This window comes from Enterococcus sp. LJL90 (assembly GCF_056924355.1).
Window position 1 is genome coordinate 113,116 of record NZ_JBXPBQ010000005.1, and the last position, 15,920, is coordinate 129,035.

A 15,920-nucleotide genomic window follows, 5' to 3' on the forward strand; every position below is an offset into this window, starting at 1 on the left:
GCTAGGCGTTTGAAAGATGGTTAGCCGGAGTGTGCTTTGCGGTAGCCCATCGGTGAAATATTGAATTTTTTTTTGAAGCAAAGAGAAAAATAATTGCTGCTTTGAAAACCGCAATTAAAAGCGATCTCTGCGATTGATTGGTTGGTTTTAATTAAAAAGCCGGCTGCTTTTTCTAAACGATAATTTGCTAGATACTCTAAAGGAGTCAGATGAAACACTTGCTTCACACAACGGATGATGTAATTTTCATGGAAATGGAAAGCTTTAGCCAACTGCTTATTCGTAATATTTTTTGTGAAATTTTGTTTAAGATACAGCTCGACATTTTCAGCTAACTCAATCACACCAGTCTTAGCATAGCTTTGTTCTTCTAGAGTTTTTAATAGTTGTGTAAAACGTTTTTGGTTATCCCAAAAGACAATCGATTTTTTTTCACCAGTTGTTCCTAAAAGTAGGCGATCAAGTAAAGCGTACACAAATTTTGGATCGGCTAATTTTTGAAATTTGTTGAGATGCAGTGTGTAGTCTTCATTATGATAATGAAGGTCAGGCATGTGAATATTTGAAGATAATACAAGGGGTTGCTTAGCCATCTGCCAGTTTCCTTCATAAGAAAAGTGTAACCAAAAAAAATCTGTCTCACTGGTGCAAGCTTTGGTAGCGAAATGGTGTTGTAGCGGATTTAAAATTAGCATCTCATCTGCTCGAACTTCATACTCTCGATCTTCTTCCGTTAGGTATAGGCAGCCCTTGATGACAAAAAGCAAATCAAAATAAGGTAGACCACTTCTGTTAGGATGCTTTTGATCTTTTAAATATGAAGTGAAATTTCCCTCAACAAAAGTTGGAAAGGGGGGAACAACTATAGATAATACTGCTTCTTGATTCATCTTAAAACTCCTTAGTGTCAAATAATATAAATTGTAGTTGGATTTCTATAATTCATAAAAGCGATTTCATAATATAATATACACAAAGATAAGGACAAAAACAATGTCAAATAATATCCGGGAGGGAGAAATGAAAGCTAGAATCACTATAAATAAAGGAAATAAAATTGGTTCTGTTGATCCTAGACTTTACGGATCTTTTATTGAACAAATGGGACGAGCAGTTTACGGAGGGATTTATGAACCTAAGCACTCTATGTCAGATAGTTATGGTTTTCGAAATGATGTGAAAGCTTTAGTTAGAGAATTGAAGGTTCCTCTGATTCGTTACCCAGGAGGAAATTTCCTTTCAGGATATAATTGGGAAGACGGAATTGGTCCGATTTCAGAACGACCAACACGATTAGATCTTGCTTGGCAAGCATTAGAAACAAATGAAGTAGGACTCCATGAATTTATGCATTGGGCTAACGATGTTGAGGCGAAAGTAAACATGGGCGTCAATTTAGGGACAAGAGGAATTGATGCAGCAAGAAATTTGGTTGAGTACTGTAATTTTCCAAAGGGAACTTATTGGAGTGATCTTCGGCGAGGAAATGGTGCTGAAAAACCATTTGACATTAAGTTATGGAGTTTAGGCAATGAGATGGATGGCCCTTGGCGGATTGGTGCCAAAACGGCCGAAGAATACGGACGCTTAGCAAGTGAAACTGCAAAAGTCATGAAATTAGTGGATGAAAGTATTGAGCTAGTAGCATGTGGTAGCTCAATTAGCACGATGCCGACATTTGGTTCGTGGGAACAAACCGTTTTAGATCATACGTACGACCAGATTGATTATTTGTCGCTACACATGTATTACGGTAATGAAGAAAATGACTTGCCCAATTATCTGGCTAAATCATTGGATATGGATCGTTTTATTAATGGAGTGGTTGCAATTTGCGATTCAATCAAAGCAAAGAAAAGAAGTAAAAAAACAATAAATTTGGCTTTTGATGAATGGAATATTTGGTATCACACATTGGAAAGCGATACTCAAGTTGAAAAGTGGCAGAAAGGTCGTCCAATTTTAGAAGATCAATATAACTTTGAAGACGCCTTAGTTGTTGGCTGTCTTTTGATAACTTTGTTGAAGCATTGCGACCGAGTAAAGATTGCATGTTTGGCTCAATTAGTAAATGTTATTGCCCCAATTATGACCGAAGATAATGGACTGGCTTGGCGACAGACAATTTTTTATCCATTTCAGCAGGTCGCTGAATTTGGTCATGGAGACGTCCTGTTTTCTTCTTTTTATTCTGAAAAATATGACAGTCGTGATTTCACAGATGTTCCCTATTTAGAAAGTGTGGTCGTGGATAATACCGCCAAAAATGAACTGATTGTTTTTGCAGTGAATCGTTCTCTGGAAGAACCGTTAATAACAACAATCGATTTTGGGGATTACGAAATTGAAAACGTTATCGAACATCAAACTTTGTCCGGTTTTGGAATTAAAGAAGCGAATACCAAAGATTCAGCAAAAGTATCACCCAAAAAAGTGGATTCATTATTTTTTGAAGGTGGAAAACTAGTTGTTGAACTAGCACCCCTTTCATGGAATATGATTCGTATAAAAACAGAGGTAAAAATTGAGAAAGAGGGGAAGTAATATGTTAAAGAAGATTTTGACGGGAGCTTTAGTTGTTTTATCAAGTGCTGTGTTGTTAGCTGGTTGTGGAAATAATTCTACTGCAGGTGATTCAGAATCTAGTTCCGGCTCTGACGGTGATAAGGTAAAGATTCGGTTTTCACTATGGGATAAATTTCCGCAAAATATCGTAGATGCCTTCAATGAAAAATATCCTGATATCGAAGTTGAAATCGTTCAGACACCTGACTCTGATTACTCGCAAAAAGTGAATCAAATGTTGGTAGGCGGCACTGCGCCAGATGTTATTCTCGCATTTGAAACAGACCTGCCAAAATTTGCTGAGTCTGGCTCAGTGATTTCACTAGAAGACTATCTTAGTGAATCAACTGAAATTGACACGACAGATTTTATACCCGCTGTAGACAAGCTAAATCAAGAAATTGGTGGTAGCTATGGGCTACCTTGGTGTTATGCTTCCGAAATTCTATTTTATAATAAAGATATGTTTGATGCTGCGGGGGTTGACTATCCAACAGCTGATTGGACTTGGACAGATTTTGAAGAGGCTGCTCAAAAATTGACAATCACAGACGGAAATAATACGACTCAATGGGGAGCCGATGCATTAACATTCCGTGGCTTATGGTGGTCGTTAGCTGGACAGGGCGGTGATGATATTGTAAAAGATGGTGAGCTTTCTTTGGGTAATGGGTTAGAAGCAGCTTTAGAGTATCAAAATACATTAACCAATGATTTGAAAGTTTCACCAGAGCCTTCAGCAGGTGACTCTGTTGCCGATTTATTTGCTTCTGGTCAAGCAGCAATGACTCGTGCTGGTAGTTGGATGTCTGGACAGTATAAAGATGTTGAGTTTAATTGGGATATTGAGACTTTACCAAAAGGTGAGCGGGCATACAATTCCTTGCATACAGGATTTTATACAATCAATGCTGCAAGCGAACATAAGGATGAAGCTTGGAAATTTATTGAATTTATGATGAGTGAAGAAGGACAAACTTTGAATTCTCAATGGGGTAACAATCCTTCTGCCTTGAAATCAATCGCAGCCCAAGGAGCATATAAAAATGCTGGAACAAATGGACCAACTAATTGGGATGCAATTGATCGGTCAGGTGAAGAAGGAGAGTTTGGCTATGTGCTAGTAAACGCTGGTACAACTACCAATTTGGTAAACCAATTTGATGCTTATTTATTAGGTACAACGGATATGGATGAAATTTTTGATAAATATATTCCACAAGCTAATCAAGAAATTTTAGATAATCAGTGATTGTAATGATGCAGCTGCAATTTCTCCCCTAAAGATAAAGTTTGCATTGGAAATTGCAGCTGGATTGTTTTCAAGAAAAGAGGAACAGGTATGGAAATTAGAGAAAAGAAAAAATCAAGACAAAAATTGAAGGACACTCTAACTGCCTATGGCTTTTTATCACCGTGGATTATCGGCTTTATATTTTTCACAGGCAGTCCAATCCTCATGTCCTTTGTGTTAAGTCTGACAAAATGGAATCTTTTAGGCGATCCTCGCTTTGTCGGGTTTGAGAATTACAAGCAATTATTCAGTGGCAATTCTGATTTTTTAGAAACTCTAAAAATCACTTTTCTGTTTACCATTTTAAATGTTTTGGTGACAGTGGGGGCATCACTTTTTTTGGCAGTGCTCTTAAATTTTAAAGTTAAATTCATTGGTGTTTTCCAATTTTTCTATTTCGTACCAGCAGTTATGCCGTCTGTCGTTATGACAAGCTGTTTTATTTTAATGTTCAATAATCAATTGGGAATTGTGAATTACTTCTTACAAAATGTTGGGATTACAGCTCCCAACTGGCTTGGAAGTGCCAATTTGATTTGGGTAGTTGTCGGTATAGCAAGTATTTTTACTTTTTCAACTGGACAAATGATGTTGATTTTTAATTCTAGTTTGAAGGAAGTGCCTGTGGAACTATATGAAGCAGCGGACTTGGATGGTGCTAATGCTTGGCAACGGTTTAGAAACGTCACCCTACCTTCTATCTCACCAATCTTATTATTCAATATTGTTGTAGCAACGGTCAATTCTTTTAATGGAGCATTTACACTCCTTTATCCGTTGACAGGTGGCGGACCAGGGAATGCGACGAAAGTATTGAGCTTGCAAATTTATGAGAAAGCTTTCCGTCAATTTGATATGGGAATGGCTTCAACATTAGCTTTTATCATGTTTATTATTGTTGCTCTAGTTTCAATTGTGCAGTTTAAATTGTCAGATGACAAAGTCAATTACGGATGATTGGGGGAAGTGGACGATGAAGAAGGGGTATTCTTCGACTGGAGTTAAGGTTTTACAATATGCAGTTTTGATATTTTTTGCACTATTAATGTTTTTTCCAATCTTCTGGATTTTTTCCAACTCATTGAAAACACTTAATGGCATTAGTGAATTTCCACCCAAAATATTTCCTAGTCAGCCACAATGGCAAAACTATCTGGAAGTTTTAGAGAAGAGCGATGCATTAACATACTTGAAAAATTCGGTCATTTTATTAATTGGTAATACGGTGGGGACACTGTTATCAAGTTCAATTGTGGCCTATCCTTTAGCTAGAATGGAATTCAAAGGACGAGGAGCAATTTTCGGATTGATTTTAGCGACCATGATGGTGCCAACTGTGACATTGGTTATTCCACAGTTTATTTTGTTTAGGAATTTAGGCTGGTTAGACAGCTTCCTACCAATGATTGTTCCCAGTTTCTTTGCCTATCCATACAATGTTTTCTTATTTAGACAGTTTTTTAAGACGATTCCAAAAAGCATTGATGAGTCAGCCATGTTAGATGGCTGTACTAAGCTTCAAGTTTTTACTAAAGTTATTGTCCCTCTGGCTAAGCCAATTTTTATCACGGTGGGTGTACTGTCATCAGTCTTTTGGTGGAATGAAATTTTCCAACCTTTGATTTTTATCGATTCAGAAAACTTGAAACCGTTGACTTTAGGGGCGTTGACCGCCTTTAAATTAGAGGGTGGCCAAAACCAAACTGCATGGAATTTACAGATGGCCTTTGCAATGATTATGGCGATTCCACCAATGATTTTATATATGTTTGCCTCTAAGTATTTAGTTGCAGGTATAAAAACTTCTGGTATGAAAGATTAAATGAACTGTAATACAAGGAGCTCGTTAAACTGAATGTTAGGTGTTGTAATGACAGTTAATATCCAGCAACAGAGCACTTGTGTTACAGTTTTTTTGTAAAGATTGGTAAAAATTCATAGTTGTTAGATTGGCCGTATGAAATGCTGTTAAGAGCGAGCCTTTTAGCAAAATAGATGCTATCAAAATCTTTTCCCAACTTTTTTAAAACTCATGCTGAATTTCATTTTATATCATGATAAGCTGAATTTAGGAAGTGATTGGCCAATCCTCCTAATAAGTTTAGGAGTGATTTTAATGAAGTATCACGTAGAAATTTTAGCACCAACAAAAGTTGCTTATTTAAGAAATATTGGACCTTATGGCAGTCGGGAAAATTTTGAATTGATGGCGCAGTTTAAAACCTGGATTGCTGAAAACCATTTGGAGCATCAGGTTGGAAAAATGGGCATTTTGGCAATTGCCCGCGATAATCCGGCAATCACCGCACCGGAAAACTGTCGTTTTGATTTGTTGATAAAAATCAGAGAGGATTTTTATCCAGAATTGCCGGTGCAGGTAGCTGATTTTGCAGGTGGTAAATATGCGGTCTTTGAAGTCAGCCATACACAGGAGGCGATTCAAGAGTTTTGGGCTCAGCTGCCGCAAATAATTGAAGAAAATCATTTGCAGACTAAAGAGCTGCCATTGATTGAACGCTATAAAGCAGGAATCAGTGACAAACAGCCATCTGAATTTTTGTTGCCGCTTGTTTAAGCAATGAAAATGACTTCTGTCGAATTGAAAATTAGTTTGCAAGAGAAGGGAAGTGGGGGAAGATGAAGAAAAAAATCATAGGCGGAGTAATTATTGGGATTGTTCTAGTAATTGGCATAATCTTTTGGTGGCAAGGTCGTGATGTTTCAACGACAACTGGCACAATTGTCAATGTTTCAGAAAATTCGCTTTTGCTTTTAACAGAGGAGTGGATTGAGCTTGGTGGAGAAACGGCTACTGGTGACTTATCCTTTAGTTGGGAGGATGCTGAGGATTTTCAAGCTGGCGATCAGGTCAAAATCTGGATAAAAGGGCCGATAGCGACGAGTTTTCCGGCTCAAGCGACAGTTATTAAGGTGGAAAAAATTACTTGATTTTTTTGGGATAAATTAGTTTTAGCAATAAAGTTGCCAACTAAAAAAATTTCAAATAGCAGTTTGAGTTTTTAGCAGAAGCTTTTTAGAAAATAGGTGTTTAACTTTTTGACAGTTTTTCGAATTTTTTCGCTCTATACAGAGAATCGTATATACGCAGTCCAAGAAAATATATGTAAAACAAGTTGGCCCTAACTGGCAGAGCTCAGCTATTGCCTTTACAGACAACTTCTGCTAAAAAGAAGGGGAGGTGATTTTTGTGAATGTGCTAGAGCAGCTGACAGCAAAAAAAGATTTTACTGATACGGAGAAGCGTTTGGCGGAGTATATTTTGGCTCATCAAGAGGAAATGGCTGAGATGAATATTTCAGATTTGGCGAAAAAGGCTTACTCTTCCCATTCGGCGGTGGTGCGTTTGGCCAAGAAATTAGGCTTTGCCGGCTATCGTGAATTTAAAATTGCATTGGCGAAGGCTTTCCAAGAGAGCCGTCATATCACGAGTCAGGTGGACCCGAATTTTCCATTTCGACCTTCAGATAATGCGGCTAAAATTGCCAAGCAGGTGGCGGATTTATGCATCGAATCGATTCGCAAAACCTTCAGCGGCTTGGATAATCAAGTGTTAGATGAGGTAGCGCAGCTTTTGCTGAGTTCACAGCGGGTATTTCTCTTCGGTACCGGTGATTCTCAGATTCGCGCCCGCAGTTTTCAAAATAAATTCAATAAAATCAATCGCTATCTGATTGTGGCGGATGAATACGGCGAGTCTGAATGGAGTGCCATGAATGTGACGCAGGCGGACTTGGCGATTTTTATCAGCTATAGCGGCGAGTCCCGCAGTTATCGCAAATTTATCCAATATCTGAATCGCAAGAAAGTTAAAACAGTTTTGTTGACCAGCAATCGGGAATCGACGTTGGCCCAATTTAGCCAATTGTGTATTGAGGTGCCGGCTGGCGAGTTGGAAAATGTCAAAGTGGGGACCTTTGCTTCGCAAATTTCCTTTGAATACGTACTGGATACCTTGTTTTCTGTCGTGTATTCCAAAGATTACACGACCCACTTAGTTGATTTAAAAAACAAAGAACGGGTTCTAGACGAGAATTTTTTTGAAGATCAGTTGGATTAACAAACGATTTTTTTATTGGAAACTTTTTATCATCTGGCAGATGATTTCAGATTAAGACAGTTTTAAATAGTAGATAATGCATGAGGCTATGACAATTTTTGTCATAGTCTTATTTGTTTGCTTTAAAAAGCAGAGTTTTTGTTGAACATGATGTTTACTCTCTGGTAGGCTTCTAACAGCCTTTTTTGAAAATAGTTGAACATTTTGACCAGTTTTGCGGGATTTGCTTTTTTCACTGGAAGAATCTCTTATAGTTGGCTTAACAACTAGAAAAGAGGAACGCAAATGAAATTAGCTATTACGGGTGCCGGCATGATTGTCAAAGATTTTCTGACCATTACCAAGGATTTGCCGGAAATTGAACTACAGGCCATCGTCGGTGTCGACGCCGATTTGGAAAATATGCAGGCGCTGCAGGAGCAATACAACATCAAAGAAGTATTCACCGATTATGAAACTTGTTTAAAAGAAGCGGATATTGACACGGTGTATGTGGCGGTGCCGAATCATCTCCATTACGCTTTTGCTAAAAAAGCGTTGGAACACGGCAAGCATGTCGTCTGCGAAAAACCATTTACTTTAAAGCTGGCTGAATTAATTGAGTTGAAAAATTTGGCGCAAGCCGCTGATTTAATTTTAGTCGAAGCGATTACCAATCAGTACTTAGCAAATTATCGGGGCATTAAAGAAGCGACTGCAACTTTAGGTGACTTGAAGTTAATCGAATGCAACTACTCCCAATATTCTTCCCGCTATGATGCCTTTAAAGCCGGTACAATTTTGCCCGCCTTTAATCCGAAAATGGGCGGCGGTGCCTTGATGGACATCAATATTTACAATATTCATTTTGTCGTTGGTGTATTAGGTCGGCCAAGTGCTGTCAACTATTTTGCGAATTTGGAAAAAGACATCGATACTTCTGGCATGCTGGTTCTGGATTATCAACAGACAAAAGTTGTTTGTATCGGGGCTAAGGATTCCACTGCCAAAATTCGTTCAACGATTCAAGGAACGAAAGGCTCGCTGATTGTCAATGGCCCGACAAATGTGGTGGACAGCTATGCAGTTGAGATGAACGGCACTGAAGCTGAGGAAATGGACCAAAAAGTTTATCCCCATCGCATGTATGAAGAATTCAAAACCTTTGCCAAAATGATTGCCGACAAGGATTTGGCGCAAGCCGCCACGATGATGAGCCACAGTGAAATCGTGATGGAAGTAGTCGAAGCTGCCTTGGCGGATGCCGGAATTACTTTAGGATAATGAGCTAAAGCAGCTGCTTCAATCCAAGTCTTTTTCTTCAAGGAATTAGCCAGTTTCATATTGTGGAACTGGCTAAACAGAACTAAAAGCAATCCATTCTTGATAGTTAAAGAGCCATTGGATTTTTTGAAAACGCTTTGAACATGATGTTTAAAAAAGGACTCGTTGAACTAGCCAATCTTGAAAATTTTTGAACATTGTGACCAATTATACAAGCAGCTGATATTTATCAAAAAATATCTTATATACTGAAGCCAGTTAAGAGGTGCTGGAAATCTAATCTCTTAAATTTAGCAACATTACTTCAACTATTTAGCAAATGTCGACAGACAATTGCTTACAGGAATCATCAAAAAATTAATTAAGAAAGCAGGAAAAAAATATGTTAACAATTGCATACATCGGCAACGGCAAAAGTACCAATCGCTATCATCTGCCATTTTCTTTAAAGAAAGAAAATATCAAAGTCAAAACCATCTATTCACCAAAGGATAACTTAGCTTGGGAAAAAATTGCGGGAATCCATTACACCACGGATATTACAGAAGTTTTAACCGACCCAGACATTCAATTGGTAGTCATTTGTACGCCAAGTGATCAGCATTATCCATTGGCGAAAAAATTTTTGGAAGCCGGTAAAAATGTCTTAGTTGAAAAACCCTTCAGTGAAACATCAGCGGAAGCCAAGGAATTATTTGCATTAGCGAAAGAAAAAGGTTTATTCGTTCAATGTTATCAAAATCGTCGGTTTGATTCTGACTTTTTAACCGTTCAGAAAGTCATTCAAAGTGGCAAGCTGGGGGATATTTTAGAAGTCGAAATGCATTACGACTACTATCGTCCAGAAATTCCTGAAAGCATCCACGAATTTTCGCGAATTAACAGCTATTTATACGGCCATGGCTGCCATACATTGGACCAAGTGATTTCATTTTTCGGTGATCCTGATGATGTTCACTATGATGTCCGCCAATTATTAGGACCAAATCGGATGAATGATTATTTTGATTTGGATTTATATTACGGCACCATGAAGGTTTCAGTGAAATCCAGTTACTTCCGCTTGAAGGAACGCCCAAGCTTTGTTGTTTATGGTAAAAAAGGAGTCTTTGTCAAAGAAACCAAAGACCGTCAAGAGGAAGACTTGAAGAAATTTTATATGCCGACCAATGCAGATTTTGGAATCGATTTGCCGCAGCATTATGGCACTTTGACTTATATGGATGAAAATGGCAATTACCATGAAGAAAAAGTTGTCTCTGAAGTTGGTGATTACAGTCGCGTTTATCAAGGCGTATACGAAACGTTGATTAACGGTGCAGATAAAATTGTCAAAGACGAAGAAACGATTCGTCAAATTGAAATTCTTGAAGAAGGCATTAATCAAATGCGCAGCTAAGGTAATTTAGCTGACGGCTTTTGCCTAGCGGAGTCTTGTGATACGGAAAAACTGTTGATAGCAGCAAAGAAGTTTTAATCGTTTCATACAGACTCCAACGGGGAAGGCTAGCCATAATTATTGGAATTATCTGCAAAGATTTATTCGATAGAGTCACAGGAGGGAAAATAAATGAACAAACTAATGTCAGTTTTTGAGGAGAAAATGACACCGATTGCGATTAAGCTAGATGCCAATCGCTACTTATCGGCTGTCAAAAATGCGTTTATGGCAGCGATGCCATTGTTGATTGTCGGCTCGTTTTTCGTGTTGTTCGCCAATTTACCAATCCAACCTTACACAGATTTTATGGTAAATACCTTTGGTGATACCTGGCAAAATATTTTCAATATGCCCAATGATATTTCAATGAGTATGATGACAGTCTATGTGGTTATCGGGGTAGCCAATGACTTGTCTCGTCGTTACAACTTGGACCGCATGGGGGGCATCTTTGCCGGCCTAGCTGCCTTTTTCGTAGTGACACCGATGTATGGTTTCGCAGATGACAGCTTAGGTGTGGGAATTCCCTTATCAAACTTAGGTGCATCTGGTTTGTTTGTTGGTATATTAGTCGCAATTTTCGCCGTTGAACTTATGCACTTTGCTGATAAAAAAGGCTGGAAAATTAAAATGCCAGATTCTGTTCCCGCCAATGTTGCCAATTCCTTTTCAACTTTAGTTCCGATCTTATTAATTATTGTTGTCTTTAATTTCGTTAGAATTGGTTTTGAAGCAACAGCCTATGGCAATGTGCAAAATTTCATTTTTGATAATTTGCAAACACCATTAACCTCTCTAGGAAATACTTTGCCAGCAACGATTTTAGTATTGTTAATTGAGGGTGTGCTCTGGTCCTTCGGGATTCATGGGGCGAATGTAGTTGGTTCCGTAATGCAACCGATTTGGCTTTCTTTAACAGCTGAAAATCTTACAGCAGTCCAAGCAGGCGTTGACGTTCCTAACATCATCAACTACCAATTTTACCAAAACTTTATTAAAATCGGTGGTTCCGGTGCGACCTTTGGTTTAGTGATTCTGTTATTCTTCTTTTCCCGTTCTAAACAGTTTAAAGCAATTGGGAAGCTGTCAATCATTCCAGAAATCTTTACAATCAACGAAACAATTATTTTCGGGATTCCGATTGTCTTGAACCCGATTATGATTATTCCTTTTATCATCACACCAATTGTGATGGCAATTGTCGCGTACTTTGCCATGAGTAGTGGGCTCGTACCTTATACCAATGGCGTCAATATCCCTTGGACGACACCGCCGATTCTTGCTGGATTTCTCACCTGTGGCTGGCGCGGAGCCTTGTTAAATATCGTGCAGATCGGGATTTCACTGCTGATTTATCTACCATTCTTTAAAACTGCAGATAATTTAGCTTATACAAATGAACAAGCTCGGGAAAAAGAAGAACAATTAGCTAAAGAACAGGAAGCTGCCAATGTTATTACAGAAGGATAATGTCGAGTTAGAAAAATTATTGCAATTAGAACAGAAATTGCAATTTGAAACTTTTGACAGTGAGATTGCTTTTAAAATCGCTGAAGAAATTAAAAATTCTGTTAGCGCTCAGAATTTATCGAGCGTTGGCATTCAAATTTACTTTGAAGATAAGGTTGTGCTGCATTATTTGATGGTCGGCCGCAAAGAGAGTCCGTGGCTGGCCCGCAAAACTAAAACAGTGATGGACAGTGGTCATAGTTCCCTATATACTTTCTATATGAAAGCGGTCAATCCAACTTTTGTGGAATGGGAAAAAACGGATGAGTATGCAATTTGCGGCGGTGGTTTTCCAATTTTTCAAAACAATCAGCTAAAAGGTGCCATCTGTGTTTCTGGTTTGGATCATTTGGCTGATCACGAGTTGATTATTGCTGCTTTAACAAAACTATTGCAGAAAGGGTGAGCCTTATCAGCACACCAAATGTTGCCATTGCGTTTTTCGATATCGATGGTACACTCATCAACCCCCGTCAAATGACGATGAACATCACAGACGGGATTCCTGATTCAACCCGCTTAGCTATTCAAAAACTGAAAGAAAAAGGAATTATTCCGGTGATTGCCACCGGCCGCTGGTCTGGCGTAGTCAAAGCCTTAGCAGATTCTTTGGGCATTGAAACCGTGATCACTTCTAATGGACAAGAAATTATTCATGAAGGTCAAGCGATTTATCAAAGATTTATTGAACCAGACATCATGAAAAAAATTGTTCCAGAGATTGAAGCCCGCAACCTAGCTGTTTTCTATGATACACAAAAGGGAATCTTTGTCCCGCAGCTAGTGCAGCCACTGATGGATCGTGGAATTTCAGTCAATCAGTTAGCGGTCGGAGAGATTCCCCAAAATGTCTTTCAAATTTTAGTTACAGCCGAAGACAAAAGTGTTGTGACCGGCTGGCTAAAAGATTTGAAGGTCGTTAAGACGGCGCCAAACTCGCTGGATATTTTTCCAGAAGGTGTTTCAAAAGCAGCCGGCATCAAAGTTTTATTAGAAAAACTTGGGCTGACTGCTGACCAAGCTGTTGCCTTTGGCGACGAAGAAAATGATTTAGAAATGTTTGATGCTGTCGGCACCCCTGTTGCGATGGGCAACGCCATTCAGCCCTTGAAAGACAAAGCAGCTTTTGTTACCAAAGCTGTTTGGGATGATGGTATCTATTATGCTTGTCAGGAGCTGGGGTTGATTAGTTGAATTTGAAGTGAAAATTAATTTCGAACAGCCTTTATTAAGTAACTTTTTAAGTTAGCTAATAAAGGTTTTTTTTATTTTTCTATAGCATTCAAGGAACAACAAATTTTAAGCGGAAATGAACTGTTGTAGGATTTATCCAAGTTTAGAGAAAAAATTTTAAGTCCAATTAAAAAATGTAAAAAACTTTTGACATAAATAAAGAGTTTGCTATAATGAAAATGTCAAAAGGTTTTTACATTAGGAAAGAGGGGTTTAGATGAATAAAGGTTATCTTGCGTTATGGATTTTAGGATTTATTTTATTAGTGTTAGATTTAGGTGTGGTCGTTTCGATTTTTAAAAAAGGTGACGAAAGACGACAGATGATTGTCTGGAAAGCCAGCACCTATGCGTTTAGTGTGATGGTGGGTGTGCTTATTTTAGAATGCATATCAAAAATTGCAGAGTCGGCACTTGATTTGTCTAACAGCGTCTTGAATGATGGCATTAGTCCGTTTTCGTTATTGACAATCACAGCAATCGTTTATTTTATCTCACTGAAATACAATCAGAAAAAATTAGGTGATTGAGATGGAAAATATCATTAAAAGCAAACGAACACAGCTAAAATTATCCCAAGAGGACTTGGCCAAAAAATGCAAAGTCTCCCGACAAACAATCAATGCTATTGAAAATAATAAATACGATCCTACTCTTTCTCTTGCTTTTAGTCTGGCGAAGGAATTGGCGGTGACGGTGGATGAGTTGTTTAATTATGGGGATTAGTTTTTCTGTTAATAATTAGCACTCAGAAATTCTTTGGTGAATTATCTGCTCCGGCGTTTTCTTTAGTAACTATCGGAATCATCTTGAATTTTTTGACACTCATGTATTTTGCTAAACGAGTAGCGGCAACCAATGACAATCGTACGCTCTTTCAGTTATTGAAATCAGAAAACAAGCCATTGCTTGTGGCGGTGATTGTGCTACTAATTTTTCTATTTGGTTTAATTGTTCTATAGGCAAGCGATTGCTGGTATAAAATAAAACCACAGCCAAAACTAAAACACCAAAAAAACCGACAGGATTCCTCCCGTCGGTTTTTTGGTGTACTGGTATTTTAGACGACAATATTTTTATTTCACCCGATGGACTTTTTCTTTATATTTATCATACTCAATAAACATAATGACAACGTTCCCCAGAATAACGAGGGCTAGCAACGCATAGACGTACCAAACATCATAATTGGTCAGGTACAATAGCACTGCGAGTAGCGCCATTAATGCATTGAGGGCGTAACTAATTCGGTATTGTTTTGTGTAGGTTGCCTTTTCTTGTTTGACTTCTAACTTTTTAATCATGGTGGTATCTCCTTTTATTAATTCGTCTAAAGAGACCTGAAATAAATCGCTCAACATAACTAGACTAGTAATATCCGGCAAACTTTTGGAATTTTCCCAGCTTGAGATGGTCTGTCTAGATACATGAACTTTTTCGGCTAAATCCTCCTGAGTTAAAGTGGATTGATTGCGATAATACTTAATGGATTCTCCGATATTCATGTCTGTCTCCTTGTCATCAATTTAGTCGATACGCTAGACTTATTCTATCAAAGAGACTTTACAAATGCTATTATAACGGCAATGTAAAGGAACTTTAACATAAAAAATGTGAGAGTTTATTGTTGGCTCAACGCAAAATAATTGAAAAAAATATCTTCCAGAACAATTTTACGAATAATTCCAAACTTGCTATACTGGGGAAAATTGTAAAGGTTGTGGTTGACATCAAAAAGGTAAAAACCATCATTTTTGATTATGATGGAACACTCAAAAATTACAACGAGCCAAGAATTACAAAAGAGATTGAAGAAACCCTTCGTGAAATTCACCAACAGAACATCCGAGTATTTTTAGCTACTGGACGTCCTCATAATCATTGCGAGTATTTACTAAAGGAAAAGCTGATTGATTGTCTTATTAGTGCTAACGGGGCATTAGTCAAAACTGAAACGCAAACAATTTTTTGCGAAAAAATGCCCCCTCAGATACTTGTGGATTTTTTTGAATTTACTCGGCAAAAGCAGATTCCAGCAACTTTTTATGCTGAAGAATTATTTTCAAACGGCATTCAAAACGAAGACATCCAAACTGGATTAAAAGAAGCCATGGCGCTTGATGCAAATGACTTAGCTACCTTTAATCTGAAGCAAAAGGAAGCGATTTTCTTGATGTGTGCATTTATAAAAGCCAATCATGATAGCCAACTTAAAGAAAACTTCCCGGAATTAATTTTTTCTCGTTGGCACCCACAGATTGTCAGCGTCTTAACTAAATCTGTGACAAAAGTGACTGGCATTGAGCAGGCATTAAACTATTATGATATTTTACCGTCCGAATGTATTGCAGTTGGTGACGGTGGAAATGATATCGAGATGCTACGATATTGCGGATATGGGATTGCGGTTGGGGATAAGAATAGCCAATTAGTCTCGGTTGCGGATAAAGTTATTACTAAGGTAGATAGAGGGATGCTTTCATTTATAATCAAAAACAGCGACTAGCCCCGCTAGTCGCTGCTAAAAAATTATTTTTC

General features: G+C 38.1%; 17 protein-coding genes. 15 read left to right on the top strand and 2 right to left on the bottom strand.

The annotated features are described in order from the left end of the window. Nucleotides 1-20 precede the first annotated feature (20 nt). Nucleotides 21-890 (bottom strand): helix-turn-helix transcriptional regulator, encoded by an 870-nt coding sequence (locus AC1Z3S_RS12390; protein ID WP_461740620.1) that lies wholly within the window; start codon nt 888-890, stop codon nt 21-23. Between the two features lie 130 nt (nt 891-1,020). Here AC1Z3S_RS12390 and arfA point away from each other — a divergent pair, with 130 nt between their 5' ends. From arfA to AC1Z3S_RS12460, 14 genes are all read left to right on the top strand, one after another. Beyond that, entirely contained in the window at nt 1,021-2,544 is a 1,524-nt protein-coding gene (arfA, locus tag AC1Z3S_RS12395) for an arabinosylfuranosidase ArfA (RefSeq protein ID WP_461740621.1), read from the top strand. A 1-nt stretch (nt 2,545) separates the two neighbouring features. Further along, the gene (locus AC1Z3S_RS12400) at nt 2,546-3,817 is read left to right on the top strand and encodes an ABC transporter substrate-binding protein (protein ID WP_461740622.1); all 1,272 of its coding nucleotides are present in this window, start codon (nt 2,546-2,548) and stop codon (nt 3,815-3,817) included. Nucleotides 3,818-3,907: 90 nt separating this feature from the next. After that, nucleotides 3,908-4,816 carry a carbohydrate ABC transporter permease gene (locus tag AC1Z3S_RS12405; RefSeq protein ID WP_461740623.1) on the top strand — a complete coding sequence of 303 codons (909 nt, stop codon included), beginning with the start codon at nt 3,908-3,910 and terminating at the stop codon, nt 4,814-4,816. A 16-nt stretch (nt 4,817-4,832) separates the two neighbouring features. After that, entirely contained in the window at nt 4,833-5,681 is an 849-nt protein-coding gene (locus AC1Z3S_RS12410) for a carbohydrate ABC transporter permease (RefSeq protein WP_461740624.1), read from the top strand. 294 nt (nt 5,682-5,975) lie between these two features. Continuing rightward, the gene (locus AC1Z3S_RS12415; protein ID WP_461740625.1) at nt 5,976-6,434 is read left to right on the top strand and encodes an AraC family transcriptional regulator; all 459 of its coding nucleotides are present in this window, start codon (nt 5,976-5,978) and stop codon (nt 6,432-6,434) included. Nucleotides 6,435-6,496: 62 nt separating this feature from the next. Beyond that, the gene (locus AC1Z3S_RS12420; protein WP_461740626.1) at nt 6,497-6,808 is read left to right on the top strand and encodes a DUF3221 domain-containing protein; all 312 of its coding nucleotides are present in this window, start codon (nt 6,497-6,499) and stop codon (nt 6,806-6,808) included. A gap of 259 nt (nt 6,809-7,067) precedes the next feature. Beyond that, on the top strand, nt 7,068-7,937 hold the full coding sequence (locus AC1Z3S_RS12425; protein ID WP_461740627.1) for a MurR/RpiR family transcriptional regulator: 870 nt from the start codon (nt 7,068-7,070) through the stop codon (nt 7,935-7,937). 285 nt (nt 7,938-8,222) lie between these two features. Beyond that, the gene (locus AC1Z3S_RS12430; protein ID WP_461740628.1) at nt 8,223-9,200 is read left to right on the top strand and encodes a Gfo/Idh/MocA family protein; all 978 of its coding nucleotides are present in this window, start codon (nt 8,223-8,225) and stop codon (nt 9,198-9,200) included. A gap of 382 nt (nt 9,201-9,582) precedes the next feature. Further along, nucleotides 9,583-10,599, top strand: a complete 1,017-nt coding sequence (locus AC1Z3S_RS12435; protein WP_461740629.1) for an oxidoreductase — start codon at nt 9,583-9,585, stop codon at nt 10,597-10,599. Nucleotides 10,600-10,770: 171 nt separating this feature from the next. After that, nucleotides 10,771-12,111: a PTS sugar transporter subunit IIC gene (locus AC1Z3S_RS12440; RefSeq protein WP_461740630.1), complete on the top strand. Its 1,341-nt coding sequence runs from the start codon at nt 10,771-10,773 to the stop codon at nt 12,109-12,111. After that, nucleotides 12,092-12,556 (top strand): heme-binding protein, encoded by a 465-nt coding sequence (locus AC1Z3S_RS12445; RefSeq protein WP_461740631.1) that lies wholly within the window; start codon nt 12,092-12,094, stop codon nt 12,554-12,556. Before AC1Z3S_RS12440 ends, AC1Z3S_RS12445 begins: the two co-directional genes overlap by 20 nt. Further along, nucleotides 12,553-13,344 carry a Cof-type HAD-IIB family hydrolase gene (locus AC1Z3S_RS12450; RefSeq protein WP_461740632.1) on the top strand — a complete coding sequence of 264 codons (792 nt, stop codon included), beginning with the start codon at nt 12,553-12,555 and terminating at the stop codon, nt 13,342-13,344. The genes AC1Z3S_RS12445 and AC1Z3S_RS12450 overlap by 4 nt, the downstream gene beginning before the upstream one ends. 256 nt (nt 13,345-13,600) lie before the next feature. Then, a complete protein-coding gene (locus tag AC1Z3S_RS12455) occupies nt 13,601-13,912 on the top strand; it encodes a hypothetical protein (RefSeq protein WP_461740633.1) in 312 nt (103 codons plus the stop codon). 1 nt (nt 13,913) lies between these two features. Then, complete coding sequence (locus AC1Z3S_RS12460) at nt 13,914-14,108, top strand: helix-turn-helix transcriptional regulator (RefSeq protein ID WP_461740634.1); 195 nt, start codon at nt 13,914-13,916, stop codon at nt 14,106-14,108. Nucleotides 14,109-14,458: 350 nt separating this feature from the next. Here AC1Z3S_RS12460 and AC1Z3S_RS12465 read toward each other — a convergent pair whose 3' ends face one another. Further along, nucleotides 14,459-14,887 (bottom strand): helix-turn-helix domain-containing protein, encoded by a 429-nt coding sequence (locus AC1Z3S_RS12465; RefSeq protein WP_461740635.1) that lies wholly within the window; start codon nt 14,885-14,887, stop codon nt 14,459-14,461. A 122-nt stretch (nt 14,888-15,009) separates the two neighbouring features. Between AC1Z3S_RS12465 and AC1Z3S_RS12470 the strand changes: the two genes are divergently transcribed. Then, nucleotides 15,010-15,888 (top strand): Cof-type HAD-IIB family hydrolase, encoded by an 879-nt coding sequence (locus AC1Z3S_RS12470; protein WP_461740636.1) that lies wholly within the window; start codon nt 15,010-15,012, stop codon nt 15,886-15,888. The last annotated feature ends 32 nt before the right edge of the window (nt 15,889-15,920 follow it).

Excerpts from the sequence above, each read along its gene's own strand:
- AC1Z3S_RS12400 (WP_461740622.1), top strand. The coding sequence starts at position 2,546 with ATGTTAAAGAAGATTTTGACGGGAGCTTTAGTTGTTTTATCAAGTGCT.
- AC1Z3S_RS12420 (WP_461740626.1), top strand. The coding sequence starts at position 6,497 with ATGAAGAAAAAAATCATAGGCGGAGTAATTATTGGGATTGTTCTAGTA.
- AC1Z3S_RS12415 (WP_461740625.1), top strand. The coding sequence starts at position 5,976 with ATGAAGTATCACGTAGAAATTTTAGCACCAACAAAAGTTGCTTATTTA.
- AC1Z3S_RS12410 (WP_461740624.1), top strand. The coding sequence starts at position 4,833 with ATGAAGAAGGGGTATTCTTCGACTGGAGTTAAGGTTTTACAATATGCA.
- AC1Z3S_RS12405 (WP_461740623.1), top strand. The coding sequence starts at position 3,908 with ATGGAAATTAGAGAAAAGAAAAAATCAAGACAAAAATTGAAGGACACT.
- arfA (WP_461740621.1), top strand. The coding sequence starts at position 1,021 with ATGAAAGCTAGAATCACTATAAATAAAGGAAATAAAATTGGTTCTGTT.
- AC1Z3S_RS12435 (WP_461740629.1), top strand. The coding sequence starts at position 9,583 with ATGTTAACAATTGCATACATCGGCAACGGCAAAAGTACCAATCGCTAT.
- AC1Z3S_RS12390 (WP_461740620.1), bottom strand. The coding sequence starts at position 890 with ATGAATCAAGAAGCAGTATTATCTATAGTTGTTCCCCCCTTTCCAACT.
- AC1Z3S_RS12465 (WP_461740635.1), bottom strand. The coding sequence starts at position 14,887 with ATGAATATCGGAGAATCCATTAAGTATTATCGCAATCAATCCACTTTA.
- AC1Z3S_RS12455 (WP_461740633.1), top strand. The coding sequence starts at position 13,601 with ATGAATAAAGGTTATCTTGCGTTATGGATTTTAGGATTTATTTTATTA.
- AC1Z3S_RS12430 (WP_461740628.1), top strand. The coding sequence starts at position 8,223 with ATGAAATTAGCTATTACGGGTGCCGGCATGATTGTCAAAGATTTTCTG.
- AC1Z3S_RS12460 (WP_461740634.1), top strand. The coding sequence starts at position 13,914 with ATGGAAAATATCATTAAAAGCAAACGAACACAGCTAAAATTATCCCAA.
- AC1Z3S_RS12440 (WP_461740630.1), top strand. The coding sequence starts at position 10,771 with ATGAACAAACTAATGTCAGTTTTTGAGGAGAAAATGACACCGATTGCG.
- AC1Z3S_RS12445 (WP_461740631.1), top strand. The coding sequence starts at position 12,092 with ATGTTATTACAGAAGGATAATGTCGAGTTAGAAAAATTATTGCAATTA.